This window comes from Pseudoalteromonas sp. bablab_jr010 (assembly GCF_016464105.1).
GTDB classification, from domain to species: Bacteria; Pseudomonadota; Gammaproteobacteria; order Enterobacterales; family Alteromonadaceae; genus Pseudoalteromonas; species Pseudoalteromonas simplex.
On sequence record NZ_JACDWV010000160.1, the window covers coordinates 1 to 16,797 of the forward strand.

Here is a 16,797-nt window from a genome sequence, read left to right on the forward strand (position 1 = left end):
GAGCAATCGCATGCGTTTTCGTGCGTTTGGTTCTTTACGAGAAAGCGCTAAAAGCTGTTCAGATATGTTTGGATTCAATGTTATTAACCGGTGATTTTATATAGCCTATATTAGATCAGATATTTAAGCGGAATGGTATAACAGGTTAGCGATCTCTAAAACGGCTTATTTCACCTTGCGCTAATTCGTCTTTTATTAATGAACTTTACCTCTTCATTGTGCATGACGAATTACCACGCTGTTGGGTTGTTTAGTACAGAGCCTCCCTCAGCAATAACCCCGTAGGAGACACTTCAGTGCCGATTTCAGACCATAAAAAACATATTCATGGCTAAAGCCATTCCTACAAGTAGACTTTGCCTAGAACCAGAGGATGACGCAGAACCAAACACCCACACTGCGCGGCTGATCGCTGACGGCTGAAAGCTGATAGCTCTGTGATGTGTTGGGTTTCGCTTCGCTCTACCCAACCTACGCCAGGCCTTTAAACTTTTCCCCTTGCTAACTGGCAATTCACGACCCAATTTACCCTTTGTTGCAATTTTAATCTTGGTTTAGTACCTGAGCTATGTAAAACTATTTGCGTTTTTAAACCACAATCAGGTGACATGAATGTCTCAAATAAAAGCTTGGAAACTTATTAGCCTGTTTTGTTTGGTAAGCTTGCTTATGGGCTGTGAGTCAAAAGAAGAGCAGCTGAAACAAACAATACAACAATCCATAGAAAAAGCTGAAGTTGAATTAAATCAACTCGGTACAGCGCTTGATAATGGCTCTTTGCGTAATGCGACGATACTTAAACAATACGGCAAGGTGCTTGCTGAGCAGCAACCGCAACTTTCTGAGATCGCCCGTGTAATTAGTCTTGATGCGACTCGTGAAGGGGCTATTTATTCAGGTCTTACACAACGCTTAGCTGATGTTAAGTCTACGTATCTAATACCACCATATGAAGATACTCTTCATCAACTTGATCTTATTCGTGATGCTGCCAAACCGTCTTTATTTCAGGATGCGCTGACAGATCCTATCAATATGCTTGCCGATATGTCGCAAGGCTCACTAGCGCGGGTTGGTGCAATTAGTGAAGCTGCTGAAGGCGAAAGTGTTGGTAACCAGTTAGTTGGGAACCCTAATTATGGGCAATGGCAAACAAATAGCAGCGGTACCAGTTTTTGGGTTTGGTACGGTATGTATCGCATGTTGGGCGATGTATTCGACCGAGTTGAATATGGTCGCTGGAGCCGTCATAGAAAGTATAGTTATTACAGTGACTATGGCCGTTATCGTTATTCGAGCCCTAAGCAGATTAAAGCACAACAAACGGTAGAGACACGAACTCGACAGTCTTATCAACGCCAAGGTAAACAATTCACTAGTCCGTATGCCAAGAAACGTAGTGGCGCATCAGGATTAAGCCGTAGCAGCTATACGCCGCCACGCACACGTAGTAGCTATGCTTCTAGCAGTAGTTACAGTAAAAGCTCTGGGTCATTACGTAACAGCTCGAGCAGAACATCACGTGGCATTAGCCGCGGTAAGTAGTGAAAAGAATAACCACCGGAGTTACAACACATGTATGAATTTAATGGAATAACAACTTGGTCGTTGCAAGCTTTAGCAATCGACTTTGCAATCATTATCGCTTTATTTGTCAGCCTAAAATTTATCAAAGGCTGGGTATCTAACTTACACGCTAATGATGAAATAACTGAGCGTGACAATTTTGCTTTTGGTATTAGCTTTGCGGCAGGACTTGTGGCACTTGCTATTGTTCTTAGTGGCGTGAGCAGCGGCTCATTTGCACCGACTTTACAACAAGAAGCATTACAAATGCTAGGTTATGGTGTGATGGCGATTGTGCTTATCAAGCTAGGTCACTTCTTCCAAGACAAAGTAGCGCTTCGTAAAGTGAGCCTGCATGACGAAATCGTAAAAGGTAATGCTACTGCTGCACTCATTGATTTTGGCCATGTTGTTAGTGTGGCGATTGTTATTCGCTCAGCTTTATTTTGGGTTGCGACCGAAGGCTGGCATGGTATTCCAATTGTGATCGCAGCTTTTGCCATTGGCAGCATTGCGATGCTACTAATCAGTCAATATCGCGTGCAGTTATTCAAGCATACTAATCGCAGTGGTGATTGCTTACAGCAAGCGGTTATTGACGGTAACTTAGCAGTAGGTATTCGTTATGCTGGCTTTTTAGTGGGTAGTGCATTGGCATTAACTGCTGCATCAGGTATTGCTCCTTATGCGGCTGACAACATTGTTGCTAGTTTAGGATACTGGGCATTAAGTGCAGCAGTGAGTTTAGTGGCTTTCATTTTACTACACTTAGTGACTATCAAAATCATTCTATCTGGTTGTGATATTTCAGATGAAGTGAACCGCCAGAAGAACGTAGGTGTAGCAGCAATCTCTGCAGCAATCTCATTTGCGATTGGTTCGACTATGGCAACCTTGTTAGGTGCCTAATTAAGTGTCTACTACAACAAGCGCCCCAAGTAGAGCCAATCTACTTGGGCATGATTTCCTATTAATAACTGTTATGGCCGTACTCGCTGGGTGCGGCCTTATTTATGAGTACCTGCTATCTCATTATGCTGGTCGTGTCTTAGGCTCAGTCGAGAGTGCCATTTATGCCATGATCGGCACCATGATTGTCGCTATGGGTATCGGTGCTTTTTTAGCGCGATGGTTTAAAGATGCGTTTACTGCTTTCGCATGGCTAGAGAGTATTATTGCTTTGGTCGGCATGGGCTGTATTTTAGCGATAGCGAGCGTTATCGCTGTCAGTTATTCACTGCCGCATATCTTCTCCGAAATTTTTAACCTGCCAGCAGATACTGTACTTAATGGCTATGTATTTGAAAAGCTACAAGAGTGGTCACGTTTCTTACCTTATGTGTTTGGTCTATTACTTGGGCTATTAATTGGTATGGAGATCCCGTTGATTGCGCGTATTCGTCAGCAAGTTTATGGGCGCTTTTTAGAAAATAATGCGGGAACTATTTACGGAGCGGATTATATCGGTGCCGGTGTCGGTGCTGCGATTTGGGTGAGCATTATGCTTGCGATGCCAATTATGCAAGCAGCGGCTTGGACGGCGTTGTTTAATATTATTGCCGGTCTCGTGTTTTTATGGCGCTATCATCAACATGTTCGCTTCGCTAAGTTACTGTTAGTTTGCCATGTGCTGTTGTTGGTGTTTTTTGCGTTTGTGCTCGTGCTTGGCACCAGCTGGATGAAAAACCTAAGTAATGTTTTATACAAAGATAAAGTTATCTACTCGCAAGCAACTAAGTATCAGCACCTAGTTTTAACTGAGCGTTTGAGCCGCAGTCAGCCCAATGCAATTACCGATCTTTACCTCAATGGCCGTTTACAATTCTCAAGTGTGGATGAGCAAATTTATCATTCAATGCTTGTCTATCCTGCTATGTTGGCCTCAAATCGCCATGACCGCGTGTTGATCATCGGTGGCGGTGACGGGCTTGCATTACGTGATGTTTTGAAGTGGCCAGTAGAGCATGTCACTCTGGTTGACTTAGATGGTCAGCTGTTAAACTTATTTGGTAATGATGTTGGCGACTATGATGCGCCAGAGAAAATCAGAACACGTTTAACAGCGCTAAATAAACATTCTATGAGCGACCCTCGTGCTGATATTCGCATTGCAGATGCCTTTTTAGAGGTCGAAGCAATGCTGGCAAAAGGCGAGCGCTTTGACACTATTTTAATTGACCTGCCAGACCCTAATCACCCTGATCTCAATAAGATGTACAGTGACTATTTTTACAATCATGTACGTCAGTTATTGGCGCCTGACGGGGCTGTGGCCGTGCAATCAACATCCCCTTATCATGCGAAGAAAGCATTTTTGAGTATTGCTAAAACAATGAAAGCTGCGGGTTTTGGTTATGTTGAGCAATACCAACAAAATATTCCTTCGTTTGGTCAATGGGGTTGGACAATCGCGACTACCGCTGGAAAATCAGCAAGTCAGCGAATTCGTGAAACTAACGAATTACCCGTGCCATCTCGTTGGGTAAGCAAAGAATATTTATTGGCTTCTTTTGTGTTTCCGAATCATTTTTTTGAACAAGTAAACACGATTGAAGTCAATAGATTAGGTTCTGGAACCTTATATGATTATTACCGCCAAGCGTGGCAAGTTGAAACCGAATTGTACAAAAATTGATATTTTATAGTTGACATAATATGTCGGCTATGCAAATCTTAACTCAGACATAATATGTCAAAACGTAAAAAGGTGAGACATGGAATTAAATGAACTATCAATCAAACTGGCTTCTTTTGAAACAGAAGGTGTGAGCTTTGAGTCTTTCTTGATTGCCAACGAAGGTGAGCAAGATGTGTTACAAGTTATCGTCGATGGGAATGATGAGTTACCTATCTTTGTTACTCAAACAGAAGAGCAATTACTGTGTATTAGCTACCTGTTTGCTGAAAACGAAGTACAAGCAGATATGCGTAATGAGTTAAACGAAACGTTACTACGTTTAAATGTACCAATTCCATTAAGTGCATTTGCAAAAATTGATGATAAATACGCTATTTTTGGCGCGTTATCGGTTAATTCATCGTTTGATGATATTACCCATGAGTTGGTAACACTGGCAGACAATGCGATTGATGCACTTGAAGCCGTGACCATTTATTTAAACGATTAATTAGCAATTTCTGGAGTTAAGATTATGAGTATTTTAAAGAAACTATTTACAGCTGTACGTGGTGGCGCTCGTGAAGCAGGACAAGCAATTGTTGATGCAAACGGTATCCGTATCTTTGAACAAGAAATTGCTGATGCACAAAATGCCTTACAACGCGCTAAGAAAAGCCTGACCGAAGTAATGGCAAAAGAGATGCAAACGAAGCGTAAAATTAGCGCACTAGATGCATCAATTGCTGAACATGAAGCGTATGCAGGCCAAGCACTTGAAAAAGGTAACGAAGCTCTTGCATTAGAAATCGCTGAAAAAATCGGTGATTTTGAAGCTGAAAAAGCAGAGCACGAAGAAGTGTTAGCTGGTTTTAGTAACCACATTGTGCAACTAAAGCAGCAAGTTAAAGAAGCTGAAAAGTCGATTAAAGAAAACCAACGTCAATTAACAATGGTTAAAACGACTGAAAGTGTGCAGCAAGCAACAATGGCTGTAAACAGCACGCTAAATACGAACAGCTCATCAATGACATCAGCACGTGAGTCTCTAGAGCGTATTAAACAACGCCAGCAAGACCGCCAAGATCAGTTAGGTGCGGCTAAGCAATTAGAAGCAGACACTAATGGCGATGATTTAAAAGCGAAAATGGCTGAAGCGGGTATTGGTGATACCAACCCGAAAAGCGCAGATATTTTGGCGCGTATTAAAGCAAAACAAAATAGCTAATCAGTTAACGGAAAGACAAAAGGTAACCCACGCACTGGGTTACCTTTTTTGCTTCAACAAGGAGTCAGCCAATGTTTAACTTTTTCAAATCTAAAAAAGCCCCAGAGCGTCAGCTTACTGATCCAAGCCAATTACTCGTTGGTGATATGCTGACGGTGATTGATTCGTTCGCTTACCCAAGTTGGTTAAAAGGACAGACACTGCGTGTTATTGATGTGCAAACGTATCAGTACCAACGTAGTGCAGAGTATGAGTTGGTACTCGAGAGTGAATCTGGCCAAGTGGTGTTTTTGCAAATTGAATCAGATGACGGTGAGCAATGGGCAAACTTTGCGATCAAAATTCAACGCGACGATGTTGATGAGATTTTTACCCTTGATGAGTTCGCTCGTATTTTTGATGAAGACGAATTAACGGCAATTAATGTACAAAATAGCCCGGAGCGTTTTAGTCACTTTTTAGCATCGAGCTACAAACAATCAGAAGCACCTTATGTGTGTTATTTCCATAATAAGGACTACCGTAATAAGCCTTTACCTCGTTATGAAGACGAAGGTGGTGAGCCGTGTGAAATGATCTGTTTAAGCTCAGATGATGAATCGCATAGTTTAAATATTGAGATTTGGGAAGGCGGTGAAACAGAGGTATCACTGACGTTAACCAGACCAATTAGCGATATTGTTGACTTATTTCCTGGGGATGCCAAGTGAGTGATGCAAAAGCCAAATGGCAGCGTCAGGAGCAAGCCGTTAGAGCCACGCAAATGGCGTTTGATTTAAGCTCTGAAGTGCAAAAATCAATTAAGAAGCAAGCCATTGACCAAGAGCTTACGCCATCAGATATGATCCGTAAGATTTTGGAGCTCGACGTTAAGTCGAAAAAAACCAGACAACGCTTATCGTTTAACTTAAATGATGAAGAGATTGCTTTATTGGCTGAGCGTTTTGGCGTTGCAGCCGATGATAAGCGTGCTGTGAAGCAGCGCGTGGCTGAATTACTCATTGAACACAGTAAAAAAAGCTAAGGTTTTGCCTTTACTTCTTTAAGCCCTTACACTGAGACTAGATGTTTTAAAGAAGTGGCATGACTGTGGATATTATTTTACTTGCGTATTTAGTTATTTTTGCATTATTTGGCACTGCAGCAAGTTACTTTGTTCGCTACATTTATGCTTACTGGGTGCATAATACAATGCAGCTTAAATACATATATAAGGCCGGGATTTGTATCATCAGCGTGGTGATAGTATCCGGCCTTATTGCATTATTTACTTAATCTCGATTGCTTGGCACTGCTGTGAAATACACAGCGATTGTACAGGCAGAACTGGTGAGCAATCGTTAACAGTTAATGCTTGATCAGATGACTTCTCAGCCGCTGTAATTCGCTCTGCAAGTTGCTCTGCTTGCTCTTGTGTGTTGTTTAACGTTGAATAAACCACATAGCGACTTGGGCCACCACATGCTCGCTCACCAACTTCTAACACTTTACATTGAAAACTCGCAGTACAGCTATTATTGCTAACGATATCGTTCAGCTGATCGTTTAAATCACCTAGATCAACGCGTGCAGAGCTACCCGACGTTGTTGTTTCGCAACCGCTTAAAGCAATGCTTGCTAACACAGTTGTGGTGATGAAAAGTTTCTTGAAAGTCGATGAACGAACCATTATTGCTTATTCCTTAGTATACACTTGCCGCTGAGCCTTCGATTCTAACACAAGTATTCTCAGAACACTGCGCACCTGGTGCGGTTAGATGCTGACAAATACTCATCATGTCGTTTGCTGCGTTAAATTGCTTTTCAAGGGCGGTGATATCTTTTGCAAGTTTTTCAACCTCAGCAGTGTCAGCTGTTTTGGTTGAATAAACAATGAAGCTACTTGGGCCGCCACAAGCACGACTACCTACAGGTAATACTTTACATTGGCTGCTGTTGTCACAGCTTGGATCATCGATTAATTGTTTAAGTTGCTCATGGGCAGAGCTAATAGTGGCTTTATCTGGGGCTGCTTTGGTCACTTCCTCAGCGTTTTTTATTTCAACGGCTTTTGGTGCCTCGACAAGTTTATTGTTGGTTGCCGTTGATTCGGCTTGCTCATTAGTTGCAGCGTCCGAGCACGCAGTTAATAACACAGGAAATAAAATTGCCAATAGTGGATAGCGCATAACATACCTAAAAATCGTTGAATAAGTACTCACTATCATACACATTGCTCAAAGCGGAGCAATAAAAACGTTTGCTTTCAGTAAGTAGCTCTGTATTCACAGAGCTACAAAAAGATAAAAGTTTATACCACTTTACAATAAGCGGGTATTACAAACCACCTTGGGTTAGTTTGGCGGGGTTCAGTAACTCGCTCAGTTCTTCGCGCGAAATATCCGTATGCTCTGCAGCAACATCAATAATAGGGCGACCTTCTTGATAAGCTAATTTGGCAATTTTTGCTGCTTTGCTATAGCCGATCACCGGATTAAGCGCGGTAACTAGAATTGGGTTTTTAGCGAGCGCTTTATCAACATTGCTTTGGTTTACTTTAAAGCTGGCAATCGCTTTATCTGCCAGTGCTTCACTGCTATTCGCCAGCAGTTCGATACTTTGCAAAATGTTTAAGGCAATCACAGGCAGCATTACATTGAGCTCAAAGTTACCCGCTTGACCAGCTACTGTAATGGTAGCGTCATTGCCAATGACTTGTGCGCTGACCATAGCGGCCGCTTCAGGGATCACTGGATTTACTTTACCCGGCATAATTGATGAGCCCGGCTGTAAAGCCTCAAGCTCAATTTCACCAATCCCTGCAAGAGGGCCTGAGTTCATCCAGCGTAAGTCATTGGCTATTTTCATTTGTGCTACGGCAAGTACCTTTAGCTGACCTGACAGCGCAACAATGGCATCTTGTGAACCGATGTTATAAAAGAAGTTTTTGCTTGAGCTAAAGCGAATACCCACATTCTCACTCAAGTGTTGGCAAAACTCACCGGCAAACGCTGGATCGGCATTAATACCTGTACCAACTGCTGTGCCACCTTGTGCAAGTTCACAAACTCGCTCAAGAGCTTGGCGAATACCAGCCATTGCATGATCCACTTGTAACTGCCATGCCGCCAGTGTTTGTGCAAAACTCACCGGCATTGCATCCATTAAGTGAGTGCGACCAGTTTTCACAATATGGCCCACTTCGGCTTGTTTATTTTGTAGGCTTTGACTGAGTTTATCGAGTTTAGGAAACAGCTCATAAATGATGTTAATAGCGCTACTTACAGCAATCGCAGTAGGGATCACATCATTTGAGCTTTGTCCCATGTTCACATCATCATTGGGGTGAACGGTTTCGCCTGCAAATTGGCTCGCCAGCGTTGCAATGACTTCATTGGCATTCATATTTGAGCTAGTGCCTGAGCCTGTCTGAAATACATCAACAGGAAACTCTGAAAAATGTTTACCATCGATGACCTCTTGGCATGCTTGCTCAATGGCTTTGGCTTTACCTTGGTTCAAATGGCCTAAAGCAGCATTACTTTGAGCGGCAGCTTGCTTAATGTAGGCGAGGGCGGTGATAAATTGCTTAGGCATGGCTAAGCCACTAATTTGAAAATTGTTGATAGCGCGTTGCGTTTGAGCTTGATACAACGCATTGGCAGGGACTTGTAGCTCACCCATGCTATCTGATTCGGTTCTAAATTGGCTCATAAACACTCCTAAATCGGGTTAAATTCTTGGCTGAGAAGGCACGCTTCTCGCTCCAAACTGAAATACTTTTCAATACAGTTATGAGTTTTGTAGTAACGCTTTAGCGCAAGTTGCGGTTTATAAAGCTGAGCCAAACATTGTTTACGAATTGCATTATGCACTAATGAATCACACATCTTTTCAAGTAGTTCATGAAAGGTGCGTCTTAGATACAGCTCTTGCAAAATAAAGTTGTGATGCTTTTCGTAATAGCGTGCAATGTTTAAACCCGCTTCAACATAGTTAGCAACAAGCGCAGGGGCATGTAACCCAGGTCTTTGGCAAACACATTTCATTTGCCGCTGATAATGGAGCATAGCATTGTGAGAGTGCATAGAAAAACCGATTAACTGTAATGATAATTGTTATCATTACAGTTAATCGGTTTTAGTGCAAGTCTTATATAATGAAGCTAAGACTGAATGGATTAACTGTGTGTGATTAATTGTAGCCGAGAATAAAAATCTGGTCTGTTTCATGTTTTTTCGGCGCCTGTACATTTTCTTTGTTACATTGAGAAAGAAGATCGATCACGGTTGCTCTGTCGTCACAACTTGTTAAGGCGGCTTTTTCGCTTTCAGCTCGTTCGCTGGCTGCAAGTGCTGCATCTACAGCGGTGTAGGGTGAGATATACATAATATTGCTCCTATTGATTAATTCACTTAAGAAATAGCATAAGCTGTACCAATATTGATCAATAAATTTAACTAGTTGAAAATAATGGTTTTATATTTTTAACTAATAAATTCACCGCGACTTTATTATTTATTTTTGCTTTACTGTTGTGCACTAATTACCAAACATGGTGCACTAATTTGTATGGATAAACCCTTCTCTCAAGCCTGTGAAAACAACAAATTACCTATTTTAAACGTATTAGAAGCGTTCTTTTCTGATGTGACGGACGTATTAGAAGTCGGCTCAGGTACTGGGCAACATAGTGTGCATTTTGCAACGCATTTAGCACATTTGCAGTGGCATTGTAGCGATCGCGAGGTTAATCACCCGGGGATTTTACAATGGCATCAAGAAGCTGATTTAACTAACTTGCATGCGCCACTCATACTCGACCTTAATGATCCTTGGCCGATTGAAACAGTGAATGCCATTTTCACTGCGAATACAATGCACATTATTAGCTGGTCACTGGTGGATCGCTTTTTCCAAGGTGTAGCAAAATACTTAGCGCCTAAAGGTAAATTGTGTATTTATGGACCATTCAAGTACCAAGGTAAGTATACCAGTGCCAGTAATGCTGAATTCGATGCGTTTTTAAAACAGCAAGATGCACATAGTGCAATCCGTGATTTTGAAGCGATTTGCCAACTTGCAGAGCAAGCTGGCTTAACCTTTGTTGAAGATGTGCAAATGCCAGCGAATAACCAATTATTGCTGTTTAAAAGGCAGTAAGCTTTCGCATTGGTCTTTATAGAGCGCTATATGTTGGCGTTCTCTAGTAATAAAATCACTAATGGCAGCTGCAAACTCAGTGTGTTGAATATGATGCAGTGAATAGGTATTTACGGGCTTAAAACCGCGACTTATTTTATGCTCACCTTGCGCGCCAGAATGGAACTGCTTAAGTTTGTTGGTAATACAGTACTCAATACCTTGGTAATAGCAAAGCTCAAAGTGCAAACTATCAAGCTCATAGTTCGTTCCCCAGTATCGACCATAAAAACAATTCTGATCTTTAAAACTGAGTGTGGCGGCAATCACCTCTCCTTGATACTTAGCGAACATTAACACCAGTTTGTCGGCCATGCTTTGCTGTAATAGCTCAAAAAAGGCGGTATTCAAATAACCATTGTGGCCCGAGCGCTTCAAATAGGTTTGGCGGTAAAAATGACTAAATTGCTGCATGTGCTGTTTGCTGATGTCAGCACCTTCGAGCCATTCTACGGTTATCTGTTGTTCAGTTATTTTTGCGCGTTCTTTTTTGAGCGATTTACGTTTTCTTGCGATGAGTGAAGCTAAAAAGTCCTCAAAGTCATTATAGCCTTCATTAAACCACTGAAACTGCACGCCATGACGTTGCATTACGGTGTTGCTAGTTAATGCAGTCGCTTGTTGCTGGTGGCAAAAATTTATATGCCAACCTGACCAGTCTAATTGCGCTGCTGTTGCTGTGAGTATGTGCTGAATGTACGCATAGACTTCAGCGGGCTTATTGTGATTTATACTAATTCGTTGCCCTGCAATAGGTGTGAATGGTACGCCACACAGCCATTTGGGGTAATACTCTAAGCCATGTTGTTGATAGGCTTCAGCCCAAGCCCAGTCAAATACATATTCACCATAAGAGTGGTGTTTTAGATACCCGGGTAGTAAGGCTATAACCTGTTCTTGCTGGTAAATTGCTAGGTGCATGGGTTGCCAGCCCGACGCTTCACTCACACAGCCTGTTTGCTCTAAAGCCGTTAAAAAAGCGTGATCAGTAAAGGGTGTATCATCGAAAAATGACTGCCATAGAGTGGCATCAATCTCGCTTATTTGATTAAACCAGCGGTGGCTAAACTTACTCATTGTGCAGCCGATTCAATATCTTTGATAAAATCGTTGATATGCATAGCAAGCTTATCGAAATAAGGGTTAAACGTGAGTCGTGCAAAGGGCTTGTGCGCTTGTAAATTTTCGGCTGTGCGTTCACCCATCACAACGTCTTTTTGGTATTTGCAGGCTGTATAAAGCGTGTCGTCATCTAAGTAGCTGCCGCAATTGCGATACAATGCTGTGCGACCGTAGTAAGGGTTGCTGGGTTTATTAACAATACCAATATGTGACATTCCTTTGATTTTTTTACAGTCATCGGTGTTGCAGTCATCACGAATTATTTGGTAATCAACTGGAAAGCTAGCTGGGATGTTATTGTCATCACCATAGTATACAAGCCGATCAAGCAGGTTATTCTTGCGCGTTTTTGGGTCGTGCAGCTTAGTTAAAATTTTAAAGGTCGCTTGGTTATCTATTGTGGTGTCAACATCACTAAAGGTGCTAAATATCGCTACATTAGGGAGGTGGCGATGACGTAGCTCATCAAGGCTAATACGGCTCATTGCTTCGTGACTAGCTGAGGCTGCACTAAATGGAAACGACTCATACTTGGCAAAATCAAGGTCCGCGTCTTTATCAATCCAATTCACAAATGGAATCGCATCGACCCATTTCGCTAGCCAACCGTTTTTATTGTGTGGCTCGCTTGCGGGTGAAAACAACATAGCAGCCGTAATTTTATTATCGACTGGGCCTTGAGTTAAGTAATCAATAACCAGTGCAGCACCGGTTGAGTAGCCCCCTAATATCACCTGATCAAAGTCTTTTAATGTGCGCTCAATGGCATACACGCTAGCCTTTTGCCAATCATCGGCATCGATGTCTCTAAGTGCTGCAGGAGCGGTACCATGCCCAGGGAGTAAAATTGTGCGTACCGTATACCCTTGTTGATAATACACTTGTGCAAGGTCGTGATAGGTAAAGGGTGAGTCGGTTAAACCGTGGATCAAGAGCACCGCTTTACGGCTATCGGCCTGTTTGAGTTCAAATGGGCTTATTAAATCAGCAACAGTTGCGTTAGCTGGTCGAGCGCCTTGTGCAACAAGTTGCTGATAGGTGTCTGTGTAAACAGGGCATGGCAAATTAGCACGCGGGTTTTCGCTACTAATTTGCAGGTAAGCAGCGGTTAAATAGTCATTAAATGCTTGCTCGATATTATAGCTAAAGGTGCTATGAGTGCGTGGCAATGGCTCTCTAAACAGCCCTTCGCGCTTACTTTTCATCATCAGTTCTTGGTCTTCAAGCTGAGTAAGGCAGGTTTGTTGCTGCGCCATTAATGAGCTGCTAAATAGCCCACTGATGGCCCAAGAGATAGCAACTAAGTTGATGAATTTCATATTTTAAGCATCCTTATAAAGCCTGTTTTTAGCTTATCGAGTTATGTTTTATTTGCAAGCAAGGTGCGTCAAGCGAGCGGTAAATGACGCTTAGTGAACGCTTGTTTTAAAACCACTGTCGACTCGATGTTAGCAATACAATCAATACTACCTAATTTATGTTTCACAAAGCTTTCATAGCTTTCTAAGTCAGCGGCAACGATCTTCAGCAAGTAATCATAACTGCCTGAAATAACAGAGCACTCAAGCACATGTTCTAGCTTCTCAACCTGCTGTTCAAATTGCTCAGCAGCGGCAACAGAGTTCTGGTTTAAGCGAACAAAGGCATACACAGACACATTTAAATCAACGGCTTTAGGATTGATGGCAGCATGGTAACCACTGATCACATTTGCTGATTCGAGCTTTTTAATGCGGCGAAGGCAAGGGGTATCTGACAGGCTAACAGACTGGGCCAGCTCCGAGACAGAAGTTCTCGCATTATCCTGTAAAGCATTAAGTAATTGTTGGTCTTTTTTATCTAATTTCATTTTTATTTGAGTGATTTTCACTAATCTAGATGGATTCTAGTCTATATTTTGGCGATTAGCACTCATTGAACTCTGTTAACATTATCGCAATATAATTATTTTGGAATGAGCCTGTGACTGAGAACACCAAGGCATTTGATAGCTGGCTTCGCACCCGTTTTGTTGAGATCAACAGCGAATTAGAAGAACTATATTGGCAACAAGACGATAAAGCGAATGTAGAGGGTGTCGGTGAGCACCTTAAACGTCAATTAGAGCAAGAGGGTAATGAGCATATTCGTGCTTTACTGGCTGAGGGTAATACCGATGAAGGCTTTGATAGCGCCTTCGATTTATTAGGCAATGTTGGCTTGTATATGGCGGCATGCCGTCGACATGAAATCACTGAGCCTTCTCGTGAAACAAGTTCACCGCTTGTTGAAGCCTCTGCGTTGGCAATGCACATTGGTGCATCTATTGGTGTAACCCCGCGTTTTGCAACGGCGCATTTAACCACCCACAATAAAGCGGTTGATGGTTTGTATAAGCGCTTTACTGACCTTGAAGATGAGAAAATCTTTGTCGATTACAACACTAAGGGCATTTTAGCGTATAAGCGAGCGGCAGATGCTTTATTAAAAATTCAGCCATTAGGGATATCGCACCCTATCACGGCAGATTTACTGGCAGTAGCAAAACAAGCGCTGCTTGATGTGATTGAGTCGAACAATACGCTATACAACAAGCTCGATACAGATCGATTTTTCTATTGTGTACGTCCGTATTACAAGCCGTATCGAGTAGGTAAAGAGGTATATCGAGGTGCGAACGCCGGTGATTTTGCGGGCATAAATGTCATCGATTTATTGCTTGGTCTTTGTTTTGCTAATGAACCTAGTTACTCGCAAATGCTGGTGGATAAATTCTTGTATATGATGCCTGAAGATCAGCAGATCCTGCGTGAAAGCATGCGTATGACAAGTATTATGGATGACTTCTTAGCTGCAGAAGCTGAGCGCGATAGTGAATGGTTACAAACTAACTTAAAGCTGTTCATTCAAGTGTGTAAACTGCATGGTGATACTGCCATTGGCCACCATAATCAATTGGTCAGTAAATACATTGCGCAGCCTTCACAGCAAATGCAGCAACAACATATGGATAAAGTCACAGCCAGTGGGCCGCCTTTGCATGTGTTACTAAACTCACTAGAGCAATTGCGTGATCGCCGTGCGGCAGCAAAGCGGGATGATATTCGCACCCGTTTCGATGACTTAACTAAATTAAAACAGTGGATTAAGTAATGAACAAAAACGATTTTGTAATTCCACAAGGCAGCTATTTGCTTAACCACTCTGTGGGGCGACCATTAAAATCTGCTGAGCAGCATTTTCATCAGCAGTTTTTTGCCGCTTGGCAAAATGAAAATAAAGAGCCATGGCAACAGTGGTTGCAAGGTGTAGAGGCGTTTACGAGTAGTCTCGCTAAATTATTTAACTCGCATAGTGAGTTGTTTTGTCCACAAGTTAACTTATCGAGTGGTTTAACCAAGCTTTTGATGTCGCACCCGCGACTTCAACAGGAAAATTGCAAAGTGTTGATGGCAGAAAGTGATTTTCCAAGCATGGGTTTTGCAATGCAAAAAGCCCTACCTGAAAGTGCTGAAATCGTGTTTATTGATAAGCATGAAGACTTAACCGATGCGCAGATTTGGCAGTTATATTTAGCGAATAATGATATTGATTTAGTCTTTATTAGCCATGTTTATTCAAACACGGGTCAGCAAGCGCCTATTCATGAAATTATAAATATCGCGAAACAACACAACACATTGAGCTTACTTGATGTTGCACAGTCTGCGGGCATTTTAGAGGTCGACTTAACTAAGCTTGATGCCGATTTTATGTTGGGCTCGAGTGTCAAATGGCTATGTGGTGGACCGGGCGCTGCTTATTTATGGGTTAACCGCAAGCAGCTATCACTTTGTCAGCCACAAGATGTTGGCTGGTTTTCTCATCAAAATCCGTTTGAGTTTGATATTAAGCACTTTGCTTATCATCAAACCGCGTTGCGCTTTTGGGGCGGTACCCCTTCAGTTGCACCTTATATTTTGGCTTCGCATAGTATTAATTACTTTGCTGATCTTGGTATTGAGAAAGTACGCGCTCATAACTTAGCAATGCTCGCGCAGTTTCATGATCAATTAGCTGATTATATGCGCTCACCCATACAGGCTGACAAATGCTCTGGTACGGCTATTATGCATTTTGGCGAGCAACAAGCGGCTGTTAAAGCTGCGCTTGAGGCTGCGAATATTGCGGTTGATGAACGCCACTTAGGCTTAAGAGTCTCTGCTCATATTTATAATGATCAGCAGGATATTGATAAATTTATCAAGACTGTGAAAAGGGCCTTATACCAACGCGCTTAATTAAGTGTTATTGCGAGTTGGTATTACGTTAAGAGCTTGTCGAGCCTTTGCTTTGGCAGAACGCCAGTGCGTCATTGGTTTTTCGGGGACCAGCGCTAAAATTTGCTCAAAGTCGATGTCATCAATACTAACTTCGTTACTGTGGGCAAACATAATTCGTTTTGGTTGCAGCGCTTTTAGCATCAACAAAGAGTTTAAATACAGCTTTGGGTAAAAAACAGGAAAGGGTGGTACTAGCTGCCCTTTTACTTTTACCAATAAATCAGCAATGTAAATTCGCTCGCTAGGAATATGATACAGACTAATATCTCGGTCTGTATGACCTGGGCTATGCAGTGCTTGCCAATCGTCAAAGCCCGGTAGGGTTGCATCTGTGGCAAGGTAATAATCTGCATCTAAATGGCGGCTGTACCAAAGATTGTGGCGTTTTTTATTTAACCTACCGGCGACCCACCAAGCCAAAGCGATATCGGTTAGATGCATTAAAAAACCATCAATGCCTCTATACCATTGCCCAGGGGCGTTCGACGTAGCTATTTTGCCACCGCTTAATTTTCTTAATGCATGCGCTCCACCGGCATGATCGGGGTGCATATGGGTGACTACTATCAGTTTTAAGTCTGTAATGGGGCGCTTGAGTTGCTCGGTAATATAGTCAAATACTGTATCAACATCAGCACGGCAACACCCATCAAGCAGCATCAATTTATCTGGATATTCAACTAAATAGATATTTTGAATATAACCTTCGAGCGTATGAATTTGCAAAACGATTGACCCCTAAACTAAATCAGCAAATGTTGTTATATCATGTCTGACCAGTT

20 protein-coding genes are annotated in these 16,797 nt (G+C 42.2%); 11 read left to right on the forward strand and 9 right to left on the reverse strand.

Annotated features, from left to right (window positions below):
- Window positions 1–612 precede the first annotated feature (612 nt).
- From JIG37_RS16525 to JIG37_RS16560, 8 genes are all read left to right on the forward strand, one after another.
- Window positions 613–1,545: a CHAD domain-containing protein gene (locus JIG37_RS16525; RefSeq protein ID WP_199529854.1), complete on the forward strand. Its 933-nt coding sequence runs from the start codon at window positions 613–615 to the stop codon at window positions 1,543–1,545.
- Window positions 1,546–1,575: 30 nt separating this feature from the next.
- Entirely contained in the window at window positions 1,576–2,475 is a 900-nt protein-coding gene (locus JIG37_RS16530) for a DUF350 domain-containing protein (protein WP_199529855.1), read from the forward strand.
- 4 nt (window positions 2,476–2,479) lie between these two features.
- Window positions 2,480–4,201 carry a polyamine aminopropyltransferase gene (locus tag JIG37_RS16535; protein WP_199529856.1) on the forward strand — a complete coding sequence of 574 codons (1,722 nt, stop codon included), beginning with the start codon at window positions 2,480–2,482 and terminating at the stop codon, window positions 4,199–4,201.
- A gap of 79 nt (window positions 4,202–4,280) precedes the next feature.
- Window positions 4,281–4,694: a DUF2170 family protein gene (locus JIG37_RS16540; RefSeq protein ID WP_054563728.1), complete on the forward strand. Its 414-nt coding sequence runs from the start codon at window positions 4,281–4,283 to the stop codon at window positions 4,692–4,694.
- Between the two features lie 24 nt (window positions 4,695–4,718).
- Window positions 4,719–5,411, forward strand: coding sequence for a PspA/IM30 family protein (locus tag JIG37_RS16545; RefSeq protein ID WP_054554603.1), 693 nt, complete (start codon window positions 4,719–4,721; stop codon window positions 5,409–5,411).
- A 71-nt stretch (window positions 5,412–5,482) separates the two neighbouring features.
- Window positions 5,483–6,121, forward strand: a complete 639-nt coding sequence (locus JIG37_RS16550) for a hypothetical protein (RefSeq protein ID WP_055199258.1) — start codon at window positions 5,483–5,485, stop codon at window positions 6,119–6,121.
- Complete coding sequence (locus tag JIG37_RS16555) at window positions 6,118–6,435, forward strand: hypothetical protein (protein WP_054554605.1); 318 nt, start codon at window positions 6,118–6,120, stop codon at window positions 6,433–6,435. The genes JIG37_RS16550 and JIG37_RS16555 overlap by 4 nt, the downstream gene beginning before the upstream one ends.
- Window positions 6,436–6,500: 65 nt before the next feature.
- Entirely contained in the window at window positions 6,501–6,686 is a 186-nt protein-coding gene (locus JIG37_RS16560) for a hypothetical protein (protein WP_199529895.1), read from the forward strand.
- Here the strand turns inward: JIG37_RS16560 and JIG37_RS16565 are convergent.
- The 5 genes from JIG37_RS16565 to JIG37_RS16585 all read right to left on the reverse strand — a co-directional run bounded on the left by JIG37_RS16565 (window position 6,679) and on the right by JIG37_RS16585 (window position 9,779).
- Window positions 6,679–7,080: a hypothetical protein gene (locus tag JIG37_RS16565; RefSeq protein ID WP_058585357.1), complete on the reverse strand. Its 402-nt coding sequence runs from the start codon at window positions 7,078–7,080 to the stop codon at window positions 6,679–6,681. The two genes, JIG37_RS16560 and JIG37_RS16565, sit on opposite strands and share 8 nt — an antisense overlap.
- Before the next feature lie 13 nt (window positions 7,081–7,093).
- Window positions 7,094–7,579, reverse strand: coding sequence for a hypothetical protein (locus JIG37_RS16570; RefSeq protein WP_199529857.1), 486 nt, complete (start codon window positions 7,577–7,579; stop codon window positions 7,094–7,096).
- Between the two features lie 148 nt (window positions 7,580–7,727).
- A complete protein-coding gene (locus tag JIG37_RS16575; RefSeq protein WP_199529858.1) occupies window positions 7,728–9,104 on the reverse strand; it encodes a class II fumarate hydratase in 1,377 nt (458 codons plus the stop codon).
- A gap of 8 nt (window positions 9,105–9,112) precedes the next feature.
- On the reverse strand, window positions 9,113–9,439 hold the full coding sequence (locus JIG37_RS16580; RefSeq protein ID WP_058585360.1) for a hypothetical protein: 327 nt from the start codon (window positions 9,437–9,439) through the stop codon (window positions 9,113–9,115).
- A gap of 145 nt (window positions 9,440–9,584) precedes the next feature.
- Window positions 9,585–9,779, reverse strand: coding sequence for a hypothetical protein (locus tag JIG37_RS16585; protein WP_054554610.1), 195 nt, complete (start codon window positions 9,777–9,779; stop codon window positions 9,585–9,587).
- Between the two features lie 183 nt (window positions 9,780–9,962).
- On the opposite strand from JIG37_RS16585, the gene JIG37_RS16590 reads away from it, so the two are divergent.
- Window positions 9,963–10,553 carry a DUF938 domain-containing protein gene (locus tag JIG37_RS16590; protein ID WP_199529859.1) on the forward strand — a complete coding sequence of 197 codons (591 nt, stop codon included), beginning with the start codon at window positions 9,963–9,965 and terminating at the stop codon, window positions 10,551–10,553.
- On the opposite strand, the gene JIG37_RS16595 is transcribed toward JIG37_RS16590, so the two are convergent.
- The 3 genes from JIG37_RS16595 to JIG37_RS16605 form a co-directional block, all read right to left on the reverse strand.
- On the reverse strand, window positions 10,530–11,669 hold the full coding sequence (locus JIG37_RS16595) for a GNAT family N-acetyltransferase (protein WP_199529860.1): 1,140 nt from the start codon (window positions 11,667–11,669) through the stop codon (window positions 10,530–10,532). The genes JIG37_RS16590 and JIG37_RS16595 overlap by 24 nt on opposite strands.
- The gene (locus JIG37_RS16600; protein WP_199529861.1) at window positions 11,666–13,033 is read right to left on the reverse strand and encodes an alpha/beta fold hydrolase; all 1,368 of its coding nucleotides are present in this window, start codon (window positions 13,031–13,033) and stop codon (window positions 11,666–11,668) included. The genes JIG37_RS16595 and JIG37_RS16600 overlap by 4 nt, the downstream gene beginning before the upstream one ends.
- A 68-nt stretch (window positions 13,034–13,101) precedes the next feature.
- Entirely contained in the window at window positions 13,102–13,563 is a 462-nt protein-coding gene (locus JIG37_RS16605; protein ID WP_054554614.1) for an Lrp/AsnC family transcriptional regulator, read from the reverse strand.
- Between the two features lie 113 nt (window positions 13,564–13,676).
- Here JIG37_RS16605 and JIG37_RS16610 point away from each other — a divergent pair, with 113 nt between their 5' ends.
- Together JIG37_RS16610 and JIG37_RS16615 are read left to right on the forward strand one after the other, a co-directional pair.
- Window positions 13,677–14,846: a monodechloroaminopyrrolnitrin synthase PrnB family protein gene (locus JIG37_RS16610; RefSeq protein WP_199529862.1), complete on the forward strand. Its 1,170-nt coding sequence runs from the start codon at window positions 13,677–13,679 to the stop codon at window positions 14,844–14,846.
- Window positions 14,846–15,973 (forward strand): aminotransferase class V-fold PLP-dependent enzyme, encoded by a 1,128-nt coding sequence (locus JIG37_RS16615; protein ID WP_199529863.1) that lies wholly within the window; start codon window positions 14,846–14,848, stop codon window positions 15,971–15,973. The genes JIG37_RS16610 and JIG37_RS16615 overlap by 1 nt, the downstream gene beginning before the upstream one ends.
- On the opposite strand, the gene JIG37_RS16620 is transcribed toward JIG37_RS16615, so the two are convergent.
- Complete coding sequence (locus tag JIG37_RS16620) at window positions 15,974–16,741, reverse strand: MBL fold metallo-hydrolase (protein ID WP_199529864.1); 768 nt, start codon at window positions 16,739–16,741, stop codon at window positions 15,974–15,976. It lies immediately after the preceding gene.
- Window positions 16,742–16,797 lie beyond the last annotated feature (56 nt).